The following is a 23628-nucleotide window of genomic DNA, read 5'->3' as shown; positions in this document are numbered from 1 at the left end:
CAAGATGAAACCCTCCCCTGCTCCGTTCGTCTACCATTGAAACCCATTCCCCACCGCCCCATCTAAGCACCATAGCCATTCACGCAGGTGCCCCATGAGCAACCAGCAGGATTTCCCGGAACACCCCGACGAACACAGCGAAGTCGAACACACCACCCCGGCCGAACCCGGCCACGCCCTCGCCCTGCCCGGCCAGCAGCTGCCGGACAAGGTCTACGTGATCCCGATCCACAACCGCCCATTCTTCCCGGCCCAGGTGCTGCCGGTCATCGTCAACGAAGAACCCTGGGCCGAAACCCTCGACTTGGTGGCCAAGTCCCCCGACCACTGCCTGGCACTGTTCTTCATGGACACCCCGCCAGAAGACCACCGCCACTTCGACACCGCGGCACTGCCGCAGTACGGCACTCTGGTCAAGGTGCACCACGCCAGCCGAGAAAATGGCAAGCTGCAGTTCGTCGCCCAGGGGCTGACCCGGGTCCGTATTCGCACCTGGCTCAAGCACCATCGCCCCCCCTATCTGGTCGAAGTCGAGTACCCGCGCCAGCCCGCCGAACCGACCGACGAGGTCAAGGCCTACGGCATGGCCCTGATCAATGCGATCAAGGAGCTGCTGCCACTCAACCCGCTGTACAGTGAAGAACTGAAAAACTACCTCAACCGCTTCAGCCCCAACGACCCGTCGCCGCTCACCGATTTCGCCGCCGCGCTCACTTCGGCCACCGGCAACCAGTTGCAGGAAGTGCTCGACTGCGTGCCCATGCTCAAGCGCATGGAAAAGGTTCTGCCGATGTTGCGCAAAGAGGTGGAAGTTGCGCGCCTGCAGAACGAAATCTCGGCCGAGGTGAACCGGCAGATCGGCGAGCACCAGCGTGAGTTCTTCCTCAAGGAACAGCTCAAGGTGATCCAGCAGGAGCTGGGCCTGACCAAGGACGACCGCAGCGCCGACCTTGAACAGTTCCAGCAGCGCCTCGAAGGCAAGACTCTGCCGCCCCAGGCGCGCAAACGTATCGATGAAGAGATGGGCAAATTGGCCATCCTCGAAACCGGCTCACCCGAATACGCCGTCACCCGCAACTACCTCGAATGGGCCACCGCACTGCCGTGGGGCGTGTACGGCAAGGACAAGCTAGACCTCAAGCACGCGCGCAAAGTGCTCGACCAGTACCACGCTGGTCTCGATGACATCAAGGAACGCATCCTGGAATTCCTCGCGGTGGGCGCCTGGAAGGGTGAGATCAGCGGCTCGATCGTGCTGCTGGTAGGCCCGCCCGGGGTGGGCAAGACCAGTATCGGCAAGTCGATCGCCGAGTCGCTCGGCCGGCCGTTCTACCGCTTCAGCGTTGGCGGCATGCGCGACGAGGCCGAAATCAAAGGCCACCGCCGCACCTACATCGGCGCACAGCCTGGCAAGCTGGTCCAGGCCCTCAAGGACGTCGAAGTGATGAACCCGGTGATCATGCTCGATGAAATCGACAAGATGGGCCAGAGCTACCAGGGTGACCCTGCGTCGGCGCTGCTGGAAACCCTCGACCCGGAGCAGAACATCGACTTCCTCGACCATTACCTCGACCTGCGGCTCGACCTGTCCAAGGTGCTGTTCGTGTGCACCGCCAACACCCTGGACTCCATCCCCGGGCCGTTGCTCGACCGCATGGAAGTGATTCGCCTGTCTGGCTACATCACCGAAGAGAAACTGGCCATCGCCAAACGCCACCTGTGGCCCAAGCAGCTGGAAAAGGCCGGTGTGGCCAAGACCAGCCTAAGCATCAGCGACAGCGCCCTGCGCCTGGTAATTGAAGGGTATGCCCGCGAGGCCGGCGTCCGTCAGCTGGAAAAACAACTGGGCAAACTGGTCCGCAAGGCGGTGGTCAAGCTGCTGGAAGACCCGCAAGCGAAGCTGAAGATCGGCCCCAAGGACCTGGAGGCCGCACTCGGCATGCCGGTGTTCCGTAGCGAGCAGGTGCTGGCTGGCAAAGGCGTGATCACCGGCCTGGCCTGGACCAGCATGGGCGGCGCCACGCTGCCGATCGAGGCAACCCGCATCCACACCCTCAGCCGTGGCTTCAAGTTGACCGGCAAACTTGGGGATGTGATGAAAGAGTCGGCTGAGATTGCCTACAGTTACGTCAATTCCAATCTGAAGCAGTTTGGTGGCGACCCGGGCTTCTTCAACGAAGCGTTCATTCACCTGCACGTCCCCGAAGGGGCGACGCCCAAGGATGGTCCTAGCGCGGGCATCACCATGGCCAGCGCCCTGCTGTCGCTGGCCCGCGACCAGGCACCGAAAAAAGGCGTGGCCATGACTGGCGAGCTGACCCTCACTGGCCAGGTGCTGCCGATTGGCGGTGTGCGCGAGAAGGTCATTGCAGCTCGGCGGCAGAAGATCTTCGAACTGATCTTGCCGGAGCCTAACCGTGGTGACTTCGAAGAATTGCCGGAGTATCTGCGTGAGGGCATGACGGTGCACTTCGCCAAACGCTTTGCTGACGTGGCGAAAGTCCTGTTCTGAGGCTGACGCAATCGGTGCAGGAGCGGCGTTGCGGTCCTTTCACGACACATGGCCGCTGCTGCACTGACCGCGTCAGGCGCACTGTGCACCGAACATCGGTTATCCTGAGGGCATCGCCAGCCTCTGGAGCCAACATGACCACCGCCCGTCTGCTCGTTCCCCTGAGCTTCGTTCTGCTTTCTGCCTGCGCCCAACAGCCGACGCAGCCCGTCGAACTGGACGCCGAAAGTGAATGCCCCACGCGCCTGCAAGTCGGCCAGGCACTGACCCTGAGCTTGCCCAGCAACCCGTCAACCGGCTATCGCTGGCGTGTAGAAAATCCCGCATCGAGCGTACTCCGCAGCCTCGGCCCGGAGGTATACAGCGCACCCGAGGATGAAGACGTGGTCGGCAGTGCCGGTGTTTCCACCTGGCGCTTCCTGGCCAACGGCACCGGGGATGCGCAACTGGTGCTGGTCTACCAGCAGCCATGGGCCGCAGACGTTGCCCCGGTGCAAACCTTCGATTGCAAGGTTGTCGTCCGTTGAGCAGGATCAGATGCGGTCATACCTCAGCTGTACCACCATCAGGTATTCGCACAGGCTCCTCAATGCAACCGTAGCAGCGTCCAGGTCCATCGTCGCACTGAGTGGCGCGGCCTGAGCCAGCCACTCCAGTTCAACCTTGCGAAGCTCGTATAGCCACTCATTCTTGAGTGGCACAAGACCAGCCAAAGCGCTTACTGCCTCCTGTTCATTCCGCGCCGCTTGCAAGGCTCGCTGCGCCTGCCTCTGGTCACCCAATGCTTCATCGATTCTGGCATCGAGCCGGACACGGGCCTTGCCCAGGTCGCTGAATGTCTTGGCGCCCTCCAGCGCATCTGCGTGACTGGCGAGCTTCTGCGTCACAACCTTGAGCAAGCCAGCGTCAAGTTTCGGGTCGGTGATCAACCCTGTGATCTGATCGATTTCGTCGTCACTCGGGATGAGGCCCTTCAGTGCGCTGGCAATCGAAGGTTTCTCGAACAATTCGATAGCCTGGATGATATCTGCCCGCTGTTGACGCAACGTCGCCAACCGTTGATCGAAAGCGACCGCCTGTTCTTGAAGAACATCCGTTCGTGCTTCCGCGGCCGCCAATGCGTCGACAATGGCCGACAGCGAGAACAGCTCCAGCCGCAGGTTTTTATTTGCCAGCCGCGCATGATGCTGGCCCAAGCGCTCCAGTAAACTGGCAAGCCTGTGGTGCGTACCGATGCCCCCGTTCCCCGGGATGAAATCCCGCTCGTCCAGCAACACGATGCCGCCTATCAGGCTCTCCTTGAACGCGCGTTCGACGACCAGCAACAGCGCGCGCAGTTCAACCAACTGCTCGCGCGCTGCGGGAAGCACTTTCATCTCCCAATCTTCCATGAGCTCGAACATGCGTTCCTGCACGTTTTGCATGTGTAAAAAATCGGGCATGACGGTTTCAGTCTTGGCAACATCCATATCAGGCTTCCTCGTACTCTTCAACCAACTCATTGAACAACTCGGACAGTACATGGCAAATACTGCCTATCTTTGTCCACGGCTTGATAACTTCCGAGAAGTCATGCACGAAGGACTCAAGCTGGGATATCGTGCTCAGCTCTTTGGCCTCACTGACAGAGTTATGGGCATACGAAGCGAGAAACAACCACACATCCGCCAACCGTTTAGTGGCCGCCGACAGGTCCTTGCACCTGAATTGCAAGTCTCTGATCAAGGTCGAAACACGCTCGACATCTTTCAGGACCGGCTCGAGGTTGCCCAACTCACGCGCCAATTCTTCGCGTTGCTCAATGAGCGCATTCTTGCTGGCCCTGATTTCTTCTGCCTTGGTACCGAACACGCCACCGGTTATCACCAGGCCAATCGGCCCGAGCAGGATACCGGTGAACGCGTAACCTACATTGGCATCGTACTCGGATTTCAGCTCATCGATCTGCTCGTCCCACGCATCGAGTTGCCTGCGCTTGAGCAGTGTTTTCTCCGGGGAAACTTTCTCGTCGAAGTGCTTCAACAAGCGCCCCATACGCGGTTTGAGCTCCCGCTTGATTTCACTGTTGAACCAGTTCGCGCGGGCATCGACGGCATCGATCCGCCGCTGGGTGTCTTCAATTTCCCTGACCAGCTCGGAAATGCCCCGGGTCAGTACATTGGCGATTTGCGCTTGCTCCTCTTCGCTCAGCTGCGCGGTGTAAACATCGTCGCCCTGCTCGGCCTTGCGTTTCCTGATCGCCATGAAAACTTCGCTGCTTTCAAGGTTCTCCAACAGGCTACCGCCACGCTGTACCAGGCTTTCGGCGAACAGTTCAACTTCTGGCCCCAACTGCTTTATGCTGCGTTCCAGTTTGTCCCATTCATTGGCATGCCGATGCAGCGCGACATAAAGGTCATTGACCATCGACGCCTCGATACCCAAGGCGGCGTAATTAGCCTCCCTCTCTATCTCCACCTGCGTCCGCGGGAGCTGATGGACAGTACTGACGTAGCGCTTGATAACTTTCAAATTTTCAGGCGTCAGTAAAGCGCCAACTTGCTGACTTCCGCCCAGCCGACTTTCAATGAATGAGAAATAGCGTTCGGGCAACACTTTGACTTTGGACACCAGGTCCAGTTCTTCTACCGGCAGTTCTTCCTGCCCTGTGGCGGTATTCATAATCACCTATGAACTCAATAGATTAGAGGCCACTGAAGTTTCCACCCGCACGCCACTCAATACAGTGGCTCGAATAACTAAACAGTGTGGGAAAGTTCACTGCCACCCGCATGAATGCTCCGACCCTGAAGCATTGCCATGGCAAGATGCGCAGCCATTGGATAAAATGCGCTCCCGTTTCACCCTGTATCGAGCCCACCGTGAGCAAACAACCAGACCGCCTTTTCTCCCAACCCTTGGAGCAGGTGCCTGACTTCGTCTTCAACGAGGACGTGGTGCGCGTGTTTCCGGACATGATCAAGCGCTCGGTGCCCGGTTACCCCACCATCGTCGAAAACCTCGGTGTGCTGGCCGCGCGCTTCGCCCAGCCGGATACTGCGCTGTACGACCTGGGCGCATCGCTGGGCGCTGTCACCCAGTCGCTACGTCGCCATGTGCGCAGCGACGGCTGCCGGGTGATTGCGGTGGACAATTCCGCCGCCATGGTCGAGCGCTGCCGCCAGTACCTCACCGCTCAGGACTCGATGTTCCAGGAGCTGCTGCCGGTGCAAGTGCTGGAAGCGGATATCCTTGCCCTGCCCTTCGAGCCCGCCTCGGTAGTGGCGATGAACTTCACCCTGCAGTTCATCGCCCCCGACCAGCGCCTGGCGTTACTGGGCCGCATCCGCCAGGCGCTGCTGCCTGGCGGCGCGCTGATCCTCTCGGAGAAGCTGCGCTTTGCCGATGAACAGGAGCAGGACCTGCTGAATGAACTGCACCTGGACTTCAAGCGGGCCAATGGCTACAGCGAACTGGAAATCGCCCAGAAGCGCAGCGCCATTGAAAACGTGATGCGCCCCGACACCCTCGAAGCCCACCAGGAGCGCCTGCGTGCCGCCGGTTTCTCGAAGGTGGTGCCTTGGTTCCAATGCCTTAACTTTGCCTCGTTGATAGCCCTGCCATGATCGATCTGTCCCCTCTCGTCCGCCGCCTGGCGGGCACGCCCCTGGCTTCCTGGTCGCAAGGCCTGCAAGCACAACTGGACGCCAAGCTGGAAAAGGGCCACGGTGACCTCGACCGTTGGCGCGGCGCACTCGATGCCCTGCCCGCCTTGAAACCCAGCGAAATCGACCTGGTCAACGGATTACGCCTGGACTGCGACTGCGACGACAGCAGCCGCGCACAAATGCGCCAGGCATTGATGGGCCTGTCGCCATGGCGCAAAGGGCCGTTCGACCTGTTTGGTGTGCACGTCGATACCGAATGGCGCTCGGACTGGAAATGGTCCCGGGTCGGCCCTCACCTGAACCTTCAGGGCAAGCGCGTGCTCGATGTGGGCTGTGGCAACGGCTACTACCAGTGGCGCATGCTCGGTGCCGGCGCCGACATGGTGATTGGCGTCGACCCCAACTGGCTGTTCTTCTGCCAGTTCCAGGCCGTACAGCAGTACCTGCCGGAACTTCCCGCCTGGCATCTGCCGTTCGCTCTGGAAGAGCTGCCGGCCAACCTGGAAGGTTTCGACACGGTATTTTCGATGGGCGTGTTCTATCACCGACGCTCACCTATCGAGCACTTGCTGGCGCTCAAGGACTGCCTGGTCAAAGGCGGTGAACTGGTACTGGAAACGCTGGTGATCGAGGGTGACGAGAACCAGGTACTGGTGCCTGAAGACCGCTACGCCCAGATGCGCAACGTCTGGTACTTGCCGTCAGTGCCCGCGCTTGAGCGCTGGTTGCGCCGGGCCGGCTTCAGCGATGTACGTTGCGTCGACGTAAGCGTGACCACCGTCGAGGAGCAGCGCAGCACCGAATGGATGCGCTATCAGTCGCTTGGCGATTTCCTCGACCCGTTCGACCACAGCAAGACTGTCGAAGGCCTGCCGGCCCCACGCCGCGCCACGCTGGTGGCGCGCAAATAAATAAGGCGCCCACCCGGGCGCCTGAATGCACCCGCGCCGAGGAGCCGTCGCAGCGCAGGTGCTGTTGCCTAGTCTTTGGCCACTTCGCGAGCTTTCTCTTGCGCCTTGCGCTCGCGTTCGGCCATGGCCTGCTGCTTGTCACTGTGCAGGCGCTGCTGGTCCTCGCGGAACGCTTGCCAGAACTGCCTGGAGCGTTCCGCACCGCCCTCGGCGTAAACACTGGCGCTGCCCAGGGCAAGGGCGGCCAGCAGCAGGTACTTGGTCAGGTGCATCGTGTTTGCCTCGTGATAACCGATCAGACAGGGCCATCCTGGCAGAGGCTGGCTAACGGCAAGGTGAGGCGGGGATTACAGTCCTGCAATCTGGGCTTTATTGCAGGCCTCGTCGTCGGCCTGCCCGATAAGAGGCCGCAACAGACAGCCAGATAACGCCAGAATTACAAATCCGTTATCTGCGCTGCTGCCCTGTTCTCATGCCGTAACATCCTGCCCCTTGACCCTGATGTCACTACAGGGTCGAGAATCGCGCCCTTTCATCGAACCGAGCCCCCCATGCGCCTACTCATCATCGAGGACGAACTGCGTACTGCCGACTACCTGCATCAAGGCCTGCGCGAAAACGGCTACGTGGTCGACTGCGCCCATACCGGCACCGACGGCCTGCATCTGGCCCGCCAGCAGCCTTACGACCTGGTCATACTCGACGTCAACCTGCCTGAGCTCGATGGCTGGACCGTATTGCAGCGCCTGCGCGCCGAATCTTCTACGCGCATCATGATGCTCACCGCTCACGGTCGCCTGGCCGACCGGGTCAAAGGCCTGGACCTGGGCGCTGACGACTACCTGCTCAAGCCGTTCGAGTTCCCTGAACTGCTGGCGCGTATCCGCAGCCTGCTGCGCCGCAACGACCAGCAACTGCAGCCCAGCACCCTGCGTGTCGCTGATCTGGAGCTGGACCCCGGCCGCCATCGTGCCTACCGCGGCGGGCAGCGCATCGACCTGACTGCCAAAGAGTTCGCGCTACTTCACCTGCTGATGCGCCAGACCGGCGAAGTGCTTTCGCGCACGCAGATCATTTCGCTGGTGTGGGACATGAACTTCGACTGCGACACCAATGTGGTCGAGGTCTCGATCCGGCGCCTGCGGGCAAAGATCGACGACCCCTTCGACAACAAGCTGATTCATACCTTGCGCGGCGTCGGCTACGTCCTGGAAGCCCGCTTTTGAAAACCGCCAGCCTATCGCTACGCCTGGGCCTGAGCGTGACGCTGATGGGCGCTGCGCTGGTGTTGTTACTGGGCTGCCTGGCCGTGTTCGCCCTCGATCACGAGCTGGACAGCCGCGCACGCAAGGACCTGACGCGCAAAATGCTGCAGGTCGAGCACAACTTGCGCGTCGACCTGCGCAGCGAGGATTTGGGCAGCCGGGCCCACCCACTGCTCGACCTGGTGATGGGGCACGATAACCTCAGCCTCAGCGTGCTGGCCCTCGAAAGCCGACACCCGCACTTGCTGAGCCTGGGGCCGGCGCTAGAGTCGCAGGTCGGCGATTTGCCCACCAATGCCCGTCTGGCCTTCTACGCCTGGCGCGACAGCAGCGGTAACCAGATCCTCACCGTGACCCGGCTGATGCAACTGCGCGACGACACCCCGGTCAAGGTCATGATGTCGCTCAACCGCGCCGACGATAACGCCCTGTTGCAGGCCTACCTCCACTCCACCTTGCTGGCGCTGCCGCTGCTACTGGTCCTGATCGGTGCGGGCGCCTGGTGGCTGATGCAGCGCGGCCTCAAGCCGCTGCGGCACTTTCGGCGCATTGCCGGGCAGGTCTCGGCCCAGGACCTGCAGCATCGCCTGCCCGACAGTGGCCTGCCGCTAGAGCTCGCAGAACTGGCGCACAGTATCAATGTGATGCTCGACCGCCTTGACCAAGGTGTCAGCCAGCTGTCGCAGTTTTCCGACGATCTGGCCCACGAACTGCGTACACCATTGAGCAACCTGATGGGTAAGGCACAGGTGACCCTGGCTCGTGAGCGGGACACCGCCAACTACCGGGAAGTGCTGGAAGACAGCATCGATGAGCTGACCCGGCTCAACCGCATCATCAACGACATGTTGTTCCTCGCCCAGGTCAGCCAGCCGCAGGCGCAGGTGGCATTGAAACCCTTGGCGTTGGCTGACGAGACGGCACGGGTTGTCGAACTGTTTGCCTTCAGTGCCGAGCTGAAAGCGGTTGAGCTGCGGGTTCGCGGCTGGGGCACGGCGCTCGGTGACCGGTTGATGCTCCAGCGGGTGTTGTCGAACCTTCTGAGCAATGCCATTCGGCACAGTCCCGAGCATGAGCCCGTCGAATTGCATATCGAGCGCGCGGGCAGTGAGATACGTCTATCGGTAGAGAACCGGGGGCCTGGCATCGCGGCCGAGCACCAGCAGCGCTTGTTCGAGCGGTTTTACCGGGTGGGCTCGGGGCGCTCGCGGCTGGAGGGCGGAACCGGGCTGGGGCTGGCGATCGTGAGGTCGATCATGCAGTTGCACGGTGGAAGGGTCGAAGTGAGCAGCAGCCCGTTGGGGCCTACCCGCTTCACCCTCGTATTCGCCGCCGAGTGATCGGCTGCCTGCACGGGCCGTGATAGGGCCAGTGCAGGCAGCCAGTGAGTCAGCGCGAAGCCGCGACGATCAGCGCCTTCATCTCGGCGACAGCAGCCTTGAAGCCTACGAACAGGGCATGTGCCACCAGCGCATGGCCAATGTTCAACTCATTGATGCCCTTGATCGCCGCCACCGCCTGCACATTGTGGTAATGCAGGCCATGGCCGGCATTGACGATCAGCCCCTGCCCCACGCCAAACGCCACGCCATCGACAATGCGCTGGAGCTCTTGCGCCACTTCCGTCGGGGTTTCGGCATCGGCATAACGGCCGGTGTGCAACTCGATGGCCGGCGCGCCGACCCGATGTGAAGCCTCGATCTGCCGCTCGTCGGCATCGATGAACAACGAAACCTCCGCACCAGTACGCGCCAGACGCTCCACTGCCGCCTTGATCCGTGCTTCCTGCCCTGCCACGTCCAGACCACCCTCGGTGGTCAGCTCCTGACGGGTTTCCGGGACCAGGCAGATGTGCGCCGGGCGAATCTTTTCGGCAAAGGCCATCATCTCTTCGGTGACGCCCATCTCGAAGTTCATGCGGGTCTGCAGCACATCCTTGAGCAGCACCACATCACGCTCCTGGATGTGCCGGCGGTCTTCGCGCAGGTGCACGGTAATGCCATCGGCGCCTGCTTCCTCGGCATCCAGAGCAGCCTTGACCGGGTCAGGGTAACGCGTGCCGCGGGCCTGGCGCAGGGTCGCCACGTGGTCGATGTTGACGCCAAGAAGCATGCGGTTGCTGTGAGTCACGAAAGGCTCTCCTGAAGATTGAGCCCCACAGCATACGTCGTGATCAGCGCTTGCGAAACAGTTCGCGGCTGACCAGGGGTTTTGCCCCCAGGTGAACGGCCAGCGCCTGGCGCATCAAGCGCTTTGCAGCGAGCAAGGCGCCAGGTGCGTCCCAGTCGGCTTCAGCCAGGGCTAGCAACTCGATCCCGCGAAACAGGCCGGGCTGCAACAGCTCGACCCGCTCCAGGCCGGCATCCACGCGCAGGCGATACAGACCGTCGGCAGCGATCGGCTGGTCGTTGACGTCTTGGCTCAATGAAAACGCATACCCCAGCTCATCAAGCAGCCGCCATTCGAACGAACGCAGCAGAGGTTCCAACGGGCGCCCTTCGGCCAAGGCCTGCAAGGTCAGGGCGTAGTGATCGAAAATTGCCGGAAACGGTGCTTCGGCGGGCAGCAGCCGCATCAGCAACTCATTCAGGTACAGCCCGCTGAACAGCGCATCGCCATGCAGCCAGGCGGCGATGCCGCTGCTGTCCATGCGACCGACATTCTTTAGCTCACCGCGCCCCCGCAACTCTAGCTCCAGGGGTACGAACGGCCGCACCAGGCTGCCACCCTTGCCGCGTGCACGACGGAGCACGGCGCGCATGCGGCCCTGCGGGGTGAAAAAGTCCACCAGCGCGCTGGTTTCCTTGTAGGCACGGCTGTGCAGCACATAGGCTGGCTGGCCGACAGGTTGTTCCATTAAGAATCACTCGCCCCGAGGGTTGCACTTGCCCTTGTGGCAGCGCGGCGCGGCTTACAGGTCGCCGTAGCCCAGCGAACGCAGTGCGCGCTCGTCATCGGACCAGCCGCCCTTCACCTTGACCCACAGGTTGAGCATGACCTTGGAGTCGAACAGCACTTCCATGTCCTTGCGCGCCTCGGAACCGATACGCTTGATGCGCTCACCCTTGTCGCCAATGATGATCTTTTTCTGGCCGTCGCGCTCAACCAGGATCAGCGCGTGGATGTGCAGCACATGGCCCTGCTGCTTGAATTCCTCGATTTCGACGGTGATCTGGTACGGCAGCTCCGCACCCAACTGGCGCATGATCTTCTCGCGTACCAGTTCAGCGGCGAGGAAGCGGCTGCTACGGTCGGTGATCTGGTCTTCAGGGAAGAAATGATCGTTCTCGGGCAGGTGCTTGGCGATCTGTGCTTCCAGCGCTTCAAGGTTGTGCCCCTGCTGCGCGGAAATCGGCATCACCTCGGCGTTCGGCAGTTGCTCTTGGAGCCACTGCAGGTGCGGAATCAGCTCGGCTTTCTCTTCCATGCGGTCGGTCTTGTTGACCGCGATGATCAGCGGGCCGGTCACATACTGCACGCGCTCCAGAACCAGTTGGTCCTCGTCGGTCCACTTGGTACGGTCGACCACGAAGATAACCACGTCGACGTCCTTGAGGGCTGCCGAGGCGTTGCGGTTCATGTAGCGGTTCAGCGCCTTGTCGTTGGCTTTGTGCATGCCTGGGGTATCGACATAGATCGCCTGCACATCACCTTCGGTCTTGATGCCGAGCATGTTGTGGCGGGTCGTCTGCGGCTTGCGCGAGGTAATCGCCAGCTTCTGACCGAGGATGTGGTTGAGCAGGGTCGACTTGCCGACGTTGGGGCGGCCGACAATGGCTACGTAGCCACAGCGGGTCGGGTTGCTATCAGTCATTGCCATTCTCCACGCCCAGGGCGATCAGTGCAGACGCGGCAGCGACTTGCTCGGCAATACGCCGGCTGACGCCCTGACCACGGCTCTTGTTGTTCAGCAGCACCACTTCGCATTCGACGAAGAAGGTCCGGCAGTGCGGTTCACCCTGGATATCCACGACTTCGTAACGCGGCAGCTCACAGCTGCGCGACTGCAGGAACTCTTGCAGGCGGGTTTTCGGATCTTTGTTGGTGTCGACCAGGGTCAGGCCTTCGAACTCGTCTGCCAGCCAGGCCAGTACGCGTTCGCGGGCCGTTTCCATGTTCGCGTCCAGGTAGATGGCGCCAATCAGCGCCTCCAGGGCATCGGCCAGGATCGACTCACGGCGAAAACCGCCGCTTTTGAGTTCACCGGAACCCAGGCGCAGGTACTCGCCAAGGTCGAAACCACGGGCCAGACGAGCCAGGGTTTCACCCTTGACCAGGCGGGCACGCAGGCGCGACAGCTGGCCTTCGCGGGCCTGCGGGAAGCGCTCGAACAGCGCTTCGCCTGCAACGAAGTTGAGGATGGCGTCACCGAGAAACTCCAGGCGCTCGTTGTTACGCCCGGCGTAGCTGCGATGGGTCAGCGCCAGGAGCATCTGGTCCTGGTTCTTGAAGGTGTAACCGAGCTTTCGCTCGAGATGGGCAAGGGAAGCACTCATGCGGCCACCCGTTGGTTGTTCAACGCGTTGTTCAAATCAACATCCTGAAAGACTGTTTGGCTGTGGTCCGCCGCGCGATGTGCGGCGAATCTCCCGATCCCTGAGAACACAGCCTATGTCAGAAATGCATTCGGCGCTGTCTGCTGGACAGCGCCGAAGGGTATCAATGGATCAGGCCGACCCGCGACAGGTTGGGCAGGTGGCTGAGTTTCGGCTCTGGCCAGCTCATCCACACTGCGAAGGCCTTGCCGACGATGTTCCGGTCCGGAACCATGCCGTGCAGTTCCTTGGGAATGTTCGGGTCATCCCAGAAACGGCTGTCGTTGGAGTTGTCGCGGTTGTCGCCCATCATGAAGTAATGGCCTGCCGGCACGGTCCACTGTTGGTCCGGCGGCATGCGATAACGGCTCATTTCCTTGCGGATCAGGTGTTCGGCCTCGCCGAGCTTTTCCTTGTACAGCTCGGCGCTGCCCAGGGTGCCCGGTTCGCTGCCCACCAGTTGCTCGGCAATCGGCTGACCGTTGACGAACAACCGCTTGTCGTTGGTGTAGCGCACCACATCGCCCGGCAGACCCACTACACGCTTGATGTAGTTGACGTTGGGGTCGCTCGGGTAGCGAAACACCATTACATCCCCGCGCTGCGGGTCACCCACCTCGATGACCTTCTTGTCGATCACCGGCAGGCGAATGCCGTACGAGAACTTGTTCACCAGGATGAAGTCGCCCACTTCCAGGGTCGGCTTCATCGAACCCGAAGGAATCTGGAACGGTTCGACCAGGAACGAGCGCAGCACCAGCACGATGAACAGTACCGGGAAGAACGACTTACCGTATTCGACCAGCAACGGCTCTTTGTTCAGGCGCTCGACCACGGCCAACTCGGGCTGGCTTACGCTGCCCTGATAGTTGGCAATTGCCGCACGCCGGCGCGGGGCCAGGAACAGCAGGTCGATCAAGCCCAGCAGACCGCAGACGAATACGGCGATAACCAGCAACAGCGGGAAATTTAGCGACATAGGACCTAGCTATCCAACCTGAGCACGGCGAGGAAGGCTTCCTGTGGAATTTCCACGTTGCCCACCTGCTTCATGCGTTTCTTACCGGCCTTCTGCTTCTCAAGCAGCTTCTTCTTACGGCTGACGTCACCGCCGTAGCACTTGGCCAGTACGTTCTTTCTGAGCGCCTTGACGGTTGTCCGCGCAATGATCTGGCCGCCAATGGCTGCCTGGATCGCCACATCGAACATCTGCCGAGGGATCAGTTCTTTCATCTTCTCGGTCAACGCACGGCCTTTGTAGGCCGCATTGTCGCGGTGCACGATCAATGCCAAGGCATCGACCTTGTCGCCGTTGATCAGCACGTCCAGCTTGACCAGGTTGGCCGACTGGTAGCGATCGAAATGATAGTCCAGCGAAGCATAGCCGCGGCTGGTGGATTTGAGGCGGTCGAAGAAGTCCAGTACCACCTCGTTCATCGGCATGTCATAGCGCACTTGCACCTGGCTGCCGAGGAACTGCATGTCGCGCTGTACACCACGCTTTTCGATGCACAGGGTAATGACGTTACCCAGGTGCTCCTGCGGTACCAGGATGGTCGCGGTGACGATCGGCTCGCGGAAGTCGGCCACGGCCGACACGTCCGGCAGCTTGGACGGGTTGTCGACGACGATGGTTTCGCCGGTTTTCAGTTCCAGCTCGTAGATTACGCTTGGCGCGGTGGTGATCAGGTCCAGGTCGTATTCGCGCTCCAGGCGCTCCTGGATGATCTCCATGTGCAGCATGCCGAGGAAGCCGCAACGGAAGCCGAAGCCCAGGGCGTCGGAGCTTTCCGGCATGTACTGCAGCGACGAATCGTTCAGGGTCAGCTTTTGCAACGCATCGCGGAAGTCTTCGAAGTCGTCGGAACTGACCGGGAACAGGCCGGCGTAGACCTGCGGCTGGATCTTCTTGAAGCCTGGCAGCACTTCGACCTCAGGGGTCGAGGACAGGGTCAGGGTGTCACCCACCGGAGCACCGTGAATGTCCTTGATGCTGGCGATGATGAAGCCTACTTCGCCGGCTTTCAGATCAGCGGTCTGGGTGTGTTTCGGGGTGAATACACCGACGCTGTCCACCAGGTGCACCTTGCCGGTGGACTTGACCAGGATCTTGTCGCCTTTCTTGACCCGGCCCTGGCGCACGCGCACCAGCGAGACCACGCCAAGGTAGTTGTCGAACCAGGAGTCGATGATCAGTGCTTGCAGCGGTGCATCGATCTCGCCTTCCGGCGCAGGGATCGAGTGCACCAGGCGCTCGAGCACCTCGTCCACGCCCATGCCGCTCTTGGCGCTGCAGGCCACGGCGTCGGTGGCGTCGATGCCGATGATCTTTTCGATCTCGTCCTTGACGCGGTCCGGGTCAGCCTGGGGCAGGTCCATCTTGTTGAGGACCGGCATGACCTCCAGGCCTTGCTCGATGGCGGTGTAGCAGTTGGCCACGGACTGGGCTTCGACGCCCTGGCCAGCGTCGACAACCAGCAGCGCACCTTCACACGCCGCCAGCGAGCGCGAGACTTCGTATGTGAAGTCGACGTGGCCGGGGGTGTCGATGAAGTTCAGCTGGTAGGTCTTGCCGTCCTGCGCCTTGTAGTGAAGCGTGACGCTGTGGGCCTTGATGGTGATACCGCGCTCGCGCTCCAGGTCCATGGAATCGAGCACCTGGGCTTCCATCTCGCGTGCCGACAGGCCACCGCACATCTGGATGAAACGGTCGGCCAGCGTCGACTTGCCATGGTCGATGTGGGCGATGATGGAGAAATTGCGGATATGACTCAAATCACTCACGGGTCAACACTCGAAAAGGCTGCGAGCCGGACGCCCGCCGAAAAATAGCCGGGAATTGTACCTTAAGCTGCTGGGTTATGGGAGATTCCTCTGTCCGACTGTACACAGCAATGCTTCACTCAATTGTGAAGATTCATGAAAAAGGGCAGCCGAAGCTGCCCTTTCCGCCTTGCCAAGCCGCTTATTCAGCGAGCTTGAAGGTAATGAAGCTGGCGCGGCCCTGACGCAGCACACGCATCGACACCGAACGGTTTTTCGGCAGTTCCTTGGCGATTTCGGTGAACTCCTTGGCCGAACCGATGGCCTGGTTGTTCAGGTGGCTGATGACGTCGCCCGGGCGCAGGCCAATCAGCGCAGCCGGGCCATCCTGGACTTCCTTGATGACCACGCCGCCCTTGAGCTCAAGGGATTTCTTCTGCTCGGCGGTCAGGTCGGCTACCGATACCCCCAGGCGGTTGCTGCTGCGCTCGGCGGTGCCTTCGGCGCCGGTACCGATCTCGGCATCGTCATCCGGCATTGCACCCACGGCAACTTCCAGGTTCTGGCGCTTGCCGTTGCGGATGATTTCCAGCTTGGCCTTCTCACCGTCCTTGAGGCTACCGACCAGATGCGGCAGGTCCGCCGACATGACGATCGGCTGGCCGTTCATGCTCAGGATCACGTCACCCACCTGCAGGCCGCCCTTGGCTGCGGGGCCGTCTTCCAGCACCTGCGCCACCAGGGCACCAGCCGGTTTGTCCAGGCCGAAGGATTCAGCCAAGTCCTTGTTGACCTCCTGAATCACCACGCCCAGCCAGCCGCGGCTGACCTTGCCGTCCTTCTTGAGCTGGTTGGAAACGTCGATTGCCACGTCGATCGGGATAGCGAACGACAGGCCCATGAAGCCGCCGGAACGGGTGAAGATCTGCGAGTTGATACCCACCACTTCGCCCTTCATGTTGAACAGCGGGCCGCCGGAGTTACCCGGATTGATGGCCACGTCGGTCTGGATGAACGGTACGTAGGTGTCATTCGGCAAGGTACGGCCCTTGGCACTGACGATACCTTTGGTCACGGAATGGTCGAAGCCGAACGGCGAACCGATGGCCAGTACCCACTCGCCTACCTTGAGCTTTTCGGAATCACCCAGCTTCACGGTAGGCAGGTTCTTGCCCTCGACCTTCAGCAAGGCCACGTCGGTACGTGGATCGGTGCCGATCAGCTTGGCCTGCAGCTCACTGCGGTCCGACAGGCGAACGATGATCTCGTCGGCGTCGGCCACCACGTGATTGTTGGTCAACACGTAGCCATCGCTGGAAATGATGAAGCCCGAGCCCAGCGACATCGCCTCACGCTGACGGTCACCGCGCGGCGAGCGAGGCTGCTGGGGCATGTTGCGCTCGAAGAACTCGCGGAACATTGGCGGCAGGCCTTCCAGGTCCGGCATCTGGCCCTGGGCGACACGGCGGTCCGGTAGCTTCTGCTTGGTACTGATGTTGACCACCGCCGGCGAGGCTTGCTCGACCAAGGTGGTGAAGTCCGGCAGGGCTTCCTCGGCCTGGGCGCTGAGCACCTGGCCGAGCATCAGCACGGCGGCGAACATCGTTAGGTAGGATTTCAAGCGTGGTATTGACATACGGCTCCCGTCACAACGAGCGGTAGTTTAGAAAGGCCCCTGCACAAAGCAGGAAAGGCCAGGCTCCTGAGAGCCTGACCTATAGGAAATTTACCGATGGATTGCAAATGACAATGCTTTAATTTCATTTCAGCCGCATGTCCGCCTGCCTTGGCACAGCCCGCAAAGGCCCGCCTTTACTGGCGTGCCTGAGCGTCCTGAGGGCGCATCGAGAGGGCGACGCGTTCTGCCGTACCCAGCGGAATTTCGCCGACCACGGTCACCATCACCTTACCCTTGGGGGTGTTAAGGCGACGTGAAACCGCCGAAGTCGGGCCCAACTGGGTGCGCACGTCGGTACCGCCATCATCATTTACCGGCTCGAGAAACACCGAGAAACGCGCCAGGCCGTCGTCATACATCAAGCTGCTGACCGAACTGTTGCGCTTGGGGTCGCTGCGCATGGAGCTGTTGACCAACTCGAAACCCGGGGGCAGCCAGTCCGAACGCCAGCCGGCGACGCTATCGTTGCCGGCAGCCGTGACTTGCCGCACTGGCTTGCACCCTGCCCCGGGACGCATGTCGGCATCAGTGGGCAGTTCGTCAGTATCAAGGCGGGTCATCTGGAAGCGCTCCAGCAACTGCCCTTTGTCGTTGAGCATCAACGAGCGTAGCGGCAGGCCGGTCTTTCGATCCAGGTGCAATTCGAAAGCATAGCGATGCTGGTCCCGCGGGGTCAGGGTGACAATCACGGCGTCGCGCCCGGCGACCCGTGACTTGCCCGCCACGCTCAAGTCGTACCAGCTCATCAGTTTGAGCGGATCAAGCACACGTGAGGCGGTGTCCGGGGGTGCCGAGACACTGCTGGCCAAGGCCCCGCTGACGCATTCCACCTTGCCATCCACGCGCACGATTTCCTGGGCGGCGCCATCGAGCTGCAACAGCCGCTCACTGACCTTGCCGCCTTCGACCCTGTGCCAGATGTCGTGGGAGGAGAAGCTGCCGTTACGTTCGTAGACAAAAGAGCCTTGATAGCTCTGTTTTTGCTCGGCCTGTGCCAGCTTGTTCAGCCACTCGCTCGCCTCGGGCGAAGAATTGGCCGCCAACGCTGGCACCGTCATGCAGCTGCCAATCAGCAGCGACAAGAGAGGTAGCGCGCGCATGATCCTCCTTACTTAACGGTTTTCCAGGCTAGCGGCGCGAGCGTAGGGCAATGCGGTTTCAGTGCCCTTCAGCGCAGACTCCTGGGCATGCTGGCGCAGGTAGCCTGGCAGACGCTGATCCCAGCCGGCCTGGTTCTGCAGCACGCCGTTGGCCATCGGCCCGGTCGGTTGCTCACTGCTTTCACTATAGCCTGCCAAAACGGCTGGGCCCTGTGCTTGTGGCACGCTCAGGCCCTGCTGAGCAGGTTGCTGGGCAGCCAGCTCGGCGCCAGTGATCTCGTCCTGGTTGTACATACGTACGCCAGCCAGCACGGCCACGGTAACCGAAGCAGCAACCGCCAGACGGGCAATGCTGCGCCAAGGCCCTTTATTGACCTTGGCCGGCACGGCTTCGTCAGCCAGCGCGGCAGATACCGCCGAAGCGAGATCCAGGTTAGGCAGCAGCAGCTCCTTGTGCATGGCTGCGCGGGCAACCTGGTAACGCGACCAGGTAGCACGGGTTTCGGCATCGTCGACGGCATTCAACACCCGACGCAATTCCAGTTCGTCCGCTTCGTTATCCATCACCGCGGACAGCGATTCCTGCAAAGCTTCACGACTCATGGCGGTTCCTCTCTTGGCTGTCGCCGCTGTCTCAGGTTTCCTGCAACAACGGCTGCAGGGCTTTGTCTATGGCCTCCCGAGCGCGGAAGATTCGAGAGCGCACGGTACCCACCGGGCATTGCATGACACTGGCAATGTCCTCGTAACTCAGTCCGTCGAACTCGCGCAGGGTCAATGCCGTGCGCAGGTCCTCTGGCAGTTGCTGGATGGTCCGATGGACGGTGCCTTCGATTTCATCCCGCAACAACGAGCGCTCTGGGGACTCGAGATCCTTGAGGCCATGATCGCCGTCGTAAAACTCCGCATCCTCGGAGCTCACATCACTGTCTGGCGGCCGTCTTCCACGGGACACCAGGTAATTCTTCGCCGTGTTGATGGCGATGCGGTACAGCCACGTATAAAACGCACTGTCGCCGCGGAAGTTGCCAAGCGCACGGTAGGCCTTGATGAAGGCTTCCTGTGCTACATCCTGGGCCTCGTGGGTATCGTGAACGAACCGCACGATCAACCCGAGAATCTTGTGCTGATACTTCAGCACCAACAGATCGAACGCTCGCCTGTCACCACGCTGCACGCGCTCGACAAGCTGCTGATCCTCTTCCTGGGTTAGCATGAACACTCCTCAGTGAACTCGAAGGAGCGTTGCATCAGCCATCGTTCAGGCTTGCAACCATAGACTCGGGCTTTGCGCAAAAGTTCTCCCCTCCAAGCAAGTTTCCTGCTGCCCTTGGTCGGCTAGCACGGAAGACGCGGCGCGGTCACGGCCGGCTACGTCGATAATCAGGTTTCGAATACGCAGGGGTCAGCCCGGTTAGGCCTGCCGCCCTGCGTCGCCGCGGCAAATTGTGGCGTGCGGGCAGCCTTCATAGGATTTCCGGCCATGTCGGAAAGTTCCCACAAAGGTTGACGCAACCTGGCAAGTGGCATGGAAATTGGCCACCCGGGGCTGCTATAAAGGCAACCCGGCCCAGTTTAACGATAGTTTCACAATGCCATCGGCGCGTGACTATTGTGCCGTGCCCCTTCCAAAGATTACTAGTGTCCCGACATGAGCCAACAATTCCAACATGATGTCCTGGTGATCGGCAGCGGTGCCGCCGGTCTCAGCCTGGCACTTAACCTCCCCAGCCACCTGCGCGTAGCCGTGCTGAGCAAGGGCGACCTGGCCAATGGCTCGACGTTCTGGGCCCAAGGCGGTGTCGCCGCCGTGCTGGACAATACCGATACCGTGCAGTCGCATGTCGAGGACACCCTCAATGCCGGCGGTGGCCTGTGCCATGAAGACGCGGTGCGTTTTACCGTCGAACACAGCCGCGAAGCCATCCAGTGGCTGATCGAGCAAGGTGTACCCTTTACCCGCGATGAGCACTACAGCGTCGACGATGGCGGCTTCGAGTTCCACCTCACCCGTGAGGGCGGCCATAGCCACCGACGCATCATCCATGCTGCCGACGCTACCGGTGCGGCAATCTTTACCACGCTGCTGGAACAGGCTCGCCTGCGCCCGAATATCCAGTTGCTGGAACAGCGCGTAGCAGTCGACCTGATCACCGAACGGCGCCTTGGGCTGCCCGGCGAGCGCTGCCTGGGTGCCTACGTGCTCGACCGCAACACCGGTGAGGTGGACACCTTCGGCGCGCGATTCACCGTACTGGCCACGGGTGGCGCGGCCAAAGTCTACCTCTATACCAGCAACCCCGACGGTGCTTGCGGCGACGGCATCGCCATGGCCTGGCGGGCCGGTTGCCGGGTGGCGAACCTGGAGTTCAATCAGTTCCACCCGACCTGCCTGTACCACCCGCAGGCGAAAAGCTTCCTGATCACCGAAGCCCTGCGTGGCGAGGGCGCCCTGCTGCGCCTGCCCAACGGTGAACGCTTCATGCCGCGCTTCGACCCACGCGAAGAGCTGGCTCCGCGAGACATCGTCGCCCGCGCCATCGACCACGAGATGAAGCGCCTGGGCGTGGACTGCGTGTACCTGGACATCACCCACAAGCCGGCCGACTTCATCAAGAGCCACTTCCCCACCGTTTACGAGCGTTGCCTGGGATTCGGTATCGATATCACCCGCCAGCCGATCCCGGTGGTGCCAGCGGCGCACTACACCTGCGGCGGGGTGATGGTCGACGAGCGTGGCCACACCGACGTGGCGGGCCTGTATGCCATTGGCGAAACCAGCTTCACCGGCCTGCACGGTGCCAACCGCATGGCCAGCAACTCGCTGTTGGAGTGCTTCGTCTATGGCCGCGCCGCTGCTGCCGACATCGAGGCGAACCTGGAGCAAGTGGCCATGCCCAAGGCCCTGCCCGGCTGGGACGCCAGCCAGGTTACCGATTCGGACGAGGATGTGATCATTGCGCACAACTGGGACGAGCTGCGGCGTTTCATGTGGGACTACGTGGGCATCGTGCGCACCAGCAAGCGGTTGCAGCGGGCGCAGCATCGCATTCGTTTGCTGCTGGATGAAATCGACGAGTTCTACAGCAACTACAAGGTCAGCCGCGACCTGATCGAGTTGCGCAACTTGGCGCAGGTGGCCGAATTGATGATCTTGTCGGCGATGCAGCGCAAGGAAAGCCGCGGACTGCACTACACCCTGGATTACCCAGGGATGCTGGACGAGGCCAAGGACACCATCCTCAGCCCGCGCTGAAAACCGCGTCGCGGCCTTCGCGGGCCTGTCCCGCGAAGGGGGCCGTGCGGTGCATGGCACCCGCCTCGCCGGTGTTCGCGGGGCAAGCCCGCTCCCACAGAGCCCCTGCCAAATCATTAAGGTATGTTTTGTTCGATGAACGCGGGCGTGCCCGCGATGAAGCTAAGCCGAGGTCGATCTAGGCCCGGCTCACCGCAGCCCAGCGCCGCCGGCTGAACTTCAACCGTACCCGCAAGCGCCGATGCTCGTCAGCCCCTAGCGCATCCTGCGGTATGCACTGGCTCTCCCCCACCCTTCGGCCCACCCGCTCAAAGCGCAGAACCACCAACCGTGGCAACGCTACGCTATCCCGGCACAACCGCACCGGCTGCCAGCCACAACCACGGCTGAACACCTGCCAGCCGCGCGCATCACGGCGCAGGCCGACAATGGCATGCTCATGGGTCAGAAGAATTCGTCGAGGAATCGCCCAGCCAGCGTGGGCGATACAGATGCCAACAACAGACAAAGCCAGCCAGGCCGGCAACGGGCTCGTCCATACAGCAAGCCAGGCGAGCACCTGGCAAGCCATGTAGGCCGCCAGCAACAGGCGCGAGCCTTGCCAGCGGCATTCAAAGCAATCACTTGGGCTGGACACGGTCCAGAATGATGCGGACCATGCGTTGCAGCTCCGGGTCCTCGGACTCGGTGCGCTCCATGAACCAGCCGAACATGTCCTGATCCTCGCAGCTCAACAGACGCACATAGAGTTCGCGGTCGGTTTCGTTGAGGCTGGGGTAGACTTCCTGGGTGAAAGGCACCAGCAGCACGTCCAGTTCCAGCATGCCGCGGCGGCTGTGCCAGAAAAGCCGGTTGAGTTCAGTTTGTTCGACCATGGGGCCCTCCTCGAATGGCCCGCCAGTATACAGCCAGCCGAGCGAAGCGACACCGGGCGTTGGTCTAGTCACCTACCTATTTTGTTACCGGCGTTCTATGATGGCCGCCAGTCTTTAGCCACCGCGATGACCCATGGCCGATTCCGCTTTCTTCTGCCCCCTGTCCCACGAGGGCATTCTCGCCGTCCGCGGCTCCGATGCAGGCAAGTTCCTGCAAGGCCAGCTGACCTGCAACATCAACTACCTCAGCCAGGAATATGCCAGCCTTGGCGCCCGCTGCATGGTCAAGGGGCGCATGCAGTCGAGCTTCCGCATCTTGCCCGAAGGCAATGGCTACCTGCTGGCCATGGCCAGCGAACTGCTGGACGCGCAACTGGCCGACCTGAAGAAGTACGCCGTGTTCTCCAAGGCCACGCTGACCGACGAGAGCCCCGCCTGGGTGCGCTTCGGCCTGCAGGGTGGCGCAGCGGCACTTCAGGCCCTGGGGCTCGATGTGCCTGCTGCCGCTGGCAGTACCGTACGCCATGAAGGGCTGATCGCCATTACCGTGTCCCCTGGCCGCGTAGAGCTGTGGGCACCGGCAGACAACGCCGAGCCGGTGCGCCAGGCGCTTGCTGCCGCCCTGCCCGAAGGCAGCCTCAACGACTGGCTGCTGGGCCAGGTTCGCGCCGGGATCGGCCAGGTCATGGGGCCAACCCGTGAGCTGTTCATCCCCCAGATGATCAACCTGCAAGCGGTCGATGGTGTCAGCTTCAAGAAGGGCTGCTACACCGGCCAGGAAATCGTCGCGCGCATGCAGTACCTTGGCAAGCTCAAGCGTCGTCAGTATCGCCTGGCCCTGGACCAGCAGGCCATCCCTGCCCCAGGGGCCGAAATTTTCTCGCCCACCCATGGTTCGTCAGTCGGTGAAGTGGTGATTGCTGCCGGCAACGGCGCAGGCTGCGAACTGCTCGCGGTACTCAGTGCCGAGGCTGTCGAAGACGACAACCTGCACCTGGGCAGCCTGGAAGGCCCTCGCCTGCAAGTGCTGACCCTGCCTTACGAACTGGACCGCGACCGAGAAATCCAGCGCTGACCAGCCTGCCC

At 61.5% G+C, this 23628-nt stretch carries 23 protein-coding genes; 8 read left to right on the top strand and 15 right to left on the bottom strand.

Annotated features, from left to right (window positions below; translation table 11 throughout):
- Positions 1-94: 94 nt before the first annotated feature.
- The gene (gene lon / locus DMX11_RS01440) at positions 95-2512 is read left to right on the top strand and encodes an endopeptidase La (protein WP_110742738.1); all 2418 of its coding nucleotides are present in this window, start codon (positions 95-97) and stop codon (positions 2510-2512) included.
- A 134-nt stretch (positions 2513-2646) separates the two neighbouring features.
- Positions 2647-3039 (top strand): protease inhibitor I42 family protein, encoded by a 393-nt coding sequence (locus tag DMX11_RS01435; protein ID WP_110742736.1) that lies wholly within the window; start codon positions 2647-2649, stop codon positions 3037-3039.
- Positions 3040-3045: 6 nt separating this feature from the next.
- Here DMX11_RS01435 and DMX11_RS01430 read toward each other — a convergent pair whose 3' ends face one another.
- Together DMX11_RS01430 and DMX11_RS01425 are read right to left on the bottom strand one after the other, a co-directional pair.
- Entirely contained in the window at positions 3046-3981 is a 936-nt protein-coding gene (locus DMX11_RS01430; protein WP_110742734.1) for an alpha-xenorhabdolysin family binary toxin subunit B, read from the bottom strand.
- 1 nt (position 3982) lies between these two features.
- Complete coding sequence (locus DMX11_RS01425) at positions 3983-5173, bottom strand: alpha-xenorhabdolysin family binary toxin subunit A (protein ID WP_110742732.1); 1191 nt, start codon at positions 5171-5173, stop codon at positions 3983-3985.
- A gap of 200 nt (positions 5174-5373) precedes the next feature.
- Between DMX11_RS01425 and cmoA the strand changes: the two genes are divergently transcribed.
- Positions 5374-6117, top strand: coding sequence for a carboxy-S-adenosyl-L-methionine synthase CmoA (gene cmoA, locus DMX11_RS01420; RefSeq protein WP_110742730.1), 744 nt, complete (start codon positions 5374-5376; stop codon positions 6115-6117).
- Positions 6114-7070: a tRNA 5-methoxyuridine(34)/uridine 5-oxyacetic acid(34) synthase CmoB gene (cmoB, locus tag DMX11_RS01415; RefSeq protein ID WP_110742729.1), complete on the top strand. Its 957-nt coding sequence runs from the start codon at positions 6114-6116 to the stop codon at positions 7068-7070. Before cmoA ends, cmoB begins: the two co-directional genes overlap by 4 nt.
- 68 nt (positions 7071-7138) lie before the next feature.
- On the opposite strand, the gene DMX11_RS01410 is transcribed toward cmoB, so the two are convergent.
- The gene (locus DMX11_RS01410) at positions 7139-7342 is read right to left on the bottom strand and encodes a hypothetical protein (protein ID WP_110742727.1); all 204 of its coding nucleotides are present in this window, start codon (positions 7340-7342) and stop codon (positions 7139-7141) included.
- Between the two features lie 279 nt (positions 7343-7621).
- On the opposite strand from DMX11_RS01410, the gene DMX11_RS01405 reads away from it, so the two are divergent.
- Complete coding sequence (locus tag DMX11_RS01405) at positions 7622-8296, top strand: heavy metal response regulator transcription factor (protein ID WP_110742726.1); 675 nt, start codon at positions 7622-7624, stop codon at positions 8294-8296.
- A complete protein-coding gene (locus DMX11_RS01400) occupies positions 8293-9675 on the top strand; it encodes a heavy metal sensor histidine kinase (RefSeq protein WP_110742725.1) in 1383 nt (460 codons plus the stop codon). The genes DMX11_RS01405 and DMX11_RS01400 overlap by 4 nt, the downstream gene beginning before the upstream one ends.
- Before the next feature lie 49 nt (positions 9676-9724).
- On the opposite strand, the gene pdxJ is transcribed toward DMX11_RS01400, so the two are convergent.
- The 10 genes from pdxJ to rpoE all read right to left on the bottom strand — a co-directional run bounded on the left by pdxJ (position 9725) and on the right by rpoE (position 19627).
- Positions 9725-10447, bottom strand: coding sequence for a pyridoxine 5'-phosphate synthase (gene pdxJ / locus DMX11_RS01395; RefSeq protein WP_371921781.1), 723 nt, complete (start codon positions 10445-10447; stop codon positions 9725-9727).
- Positions 10448-10508: 61 nt separating this feature from the next.
- Positions 10509-11192, bottom strand: a complete 684-nt coding sequence (gene recO, locus DMX11_RS01390; RefSeq protein ID WP_110742723.1) for a DNA repair protein RecO — start codon at positions 11190-11192, stop codon at positions 10509-10511.
- 54 nt (positions 11193-11246) lie between these two features.
- Positions 11247-12149: a GTPase Era gene (era, locus tag DMX11_RS01385; protein WP_003252061.1), complete on the bottom strand. Its 903-nt coding sequence runs from the start codon at positions 12147-12149 to the stop codon at positions 11247-11249.
- Positions 12142-12831 (bottom strand): ribonuclease III, encoded by a 690-nt coding sequence (gene rnc / locus DMX11_RS01380; RefSeq protein WP_110742722.1) that lies wholly within the window; start codon positions 12829-12831, stop codon positions 12142-12144. The genes era and rnc overlap by 8 nt, the downstream gene beginning before the upstream one ends.
- A 163-nt stretch (positions 12832-12994) precedes the next feature.
- Positions 12995-13849 (bottom strand): signal peptidase I, encoded by an 855-nt coding sequence (lepB, locus tag DMX11_RS01375; RefSeq protein WP_110742721.1) that lies wholly within the window; start codon positions 13847-13849, stop codon positions 12995-12997.
- A 5-nt stretch (positions 13850-13854) separates the two neighbouring features.
- Positions 13855-15654, bottom strand: a complete 1800-nt coding sequence (gene lepA / locus DMX11_RS01370) for a translation elongation factor 4 (protein ID WP_025754588.1) — start codon at positions 15652-15654, stop codon at positions 13855-13857.
- A 181-nt stretch (positions 15655-15835) separates the two neighbouring features.
- The gene (locus DMX11_RS01365) at positions 15836-17236 is read right to left on the bottom strand and encodes a DegQ family serine endoprotease (protein ID WP_371921780.1); all 1401 of its coding nucleotides are present in this window, start codon (positions 17234-17236) and stop codon (positions 15836-15838) included.
- Positions 17237-17445: 209 nt separating this feature from the next.
- Complete coding sequence (locus DMX11_RS01360) at positions 17446-18411, bottom strand: MucB/RseB C-terminal domain-containing protein (protein ID WP_110742719.1); 966 nt, start codon at positions 18409-18411, stop codon at positions 17446-17448.
- A 12-nt stretch (positions 18412-18423) separates the two neighbouring features.
- Positions 18424-19014 (bottom strand): RseA family anti-sigma factor, encoded by a 591-nt coding sequence (locus tag DMX11_RS01355; protein ID WP_110742718.1) that lies wholly within the window; start codon positions 19012-19014, stop codon positions 18424-18426.
- 31 nt (positions 19015-19045) lie between these two features.
- Positions 19046-19627: an RNA polymerase sigma factor RpoE gene (gene rpoE, locus DMX11_RS01350; protein ID WP_003252049.1), complete on the bottom strand. Its 582-nt coding sequence runs from the start codon at positions 19625-19627 to the stop codon at positions 19046-19048.
- Positions 19628-20062: 435 nt separating this feature from the next.
- On the opposite strand from rpoE, the gene nadB reads away from it, so the two are divergent.
- Complete coding sequence (gene nadB, locus DMX11_RS01345) at positions 20063-21667, top strand: L-aspartate oxidase (protein ID WP_110742717.1); 1605 nt, start codon at positions 20063-20065, stop codon at positions 21665-21667.
- A 178-nt stretch (positions 21668-21845) separates the two neighbouring features.
- Here nadB and DMX11_RS01340 read toward each other — a convergent pair whose 3' ends face one another.
- Both DMX11_RS01340 and DMX11_RS01335 read right to left on the bottom strand, forming a co-directional pair.
- Positions 21846-22304, bottom strand: a complete 459-nt coding sequence (locus tag DMX11_RS01340) for a protein YgfX (protein WP_110742716.1) — start codon at positions 22302-22304, stop codon at positions 21846-21848.
- Positions 22288-22542, bottom strand: a complete 255-nt coding sequence (locus tag DMX11_RS01335) for a succinate dehydrogenase assembly factor 2 (RefSeq protein WP_110742715.1) — start codon at positions 22540-22542, stop codon at positions 22288-22290. The genes DMX11_RS01340 and DMX11_RS01335 overlap by 17 nt, the downstream gene beginning before the upstream one ends.
- A gap of 133 nt (positions 22543-22675) precedes the next feature.
- On the opposite strand from DMX11_RS01335, the gene DMX11_RS01330 reads away from it, so the two are divergent.
- On the top strand, positions 22676-23617 hold the full coding sequence (locus DMX11_RS01330) for a folate-binding protein YgfZ (RefSeq protein ID WP_110742714.1): 942 nt from the start codon (positions 22676-22678) through the stop codon (positions 23615-23617).
- The last annotated feature ends 11 nt before the right edge of the window (positions 23618-23628 follow it).

The sequence above is a fragment of the Pseudomonas sp. LB-090624 genome (assembly GCF_003205205.1).
Classification (GTDB): Bacteria; Pseudomonadota; Gammaproteobacteria; order Pseudomonadales; family Pseudomonadaceae; genus Aquipseudomonas.
The sequence above is the reverse complement of the archived record's forward strand: the minus strand, read 5'-3'. Positions and strand labels throughout refer to the sequence as shown.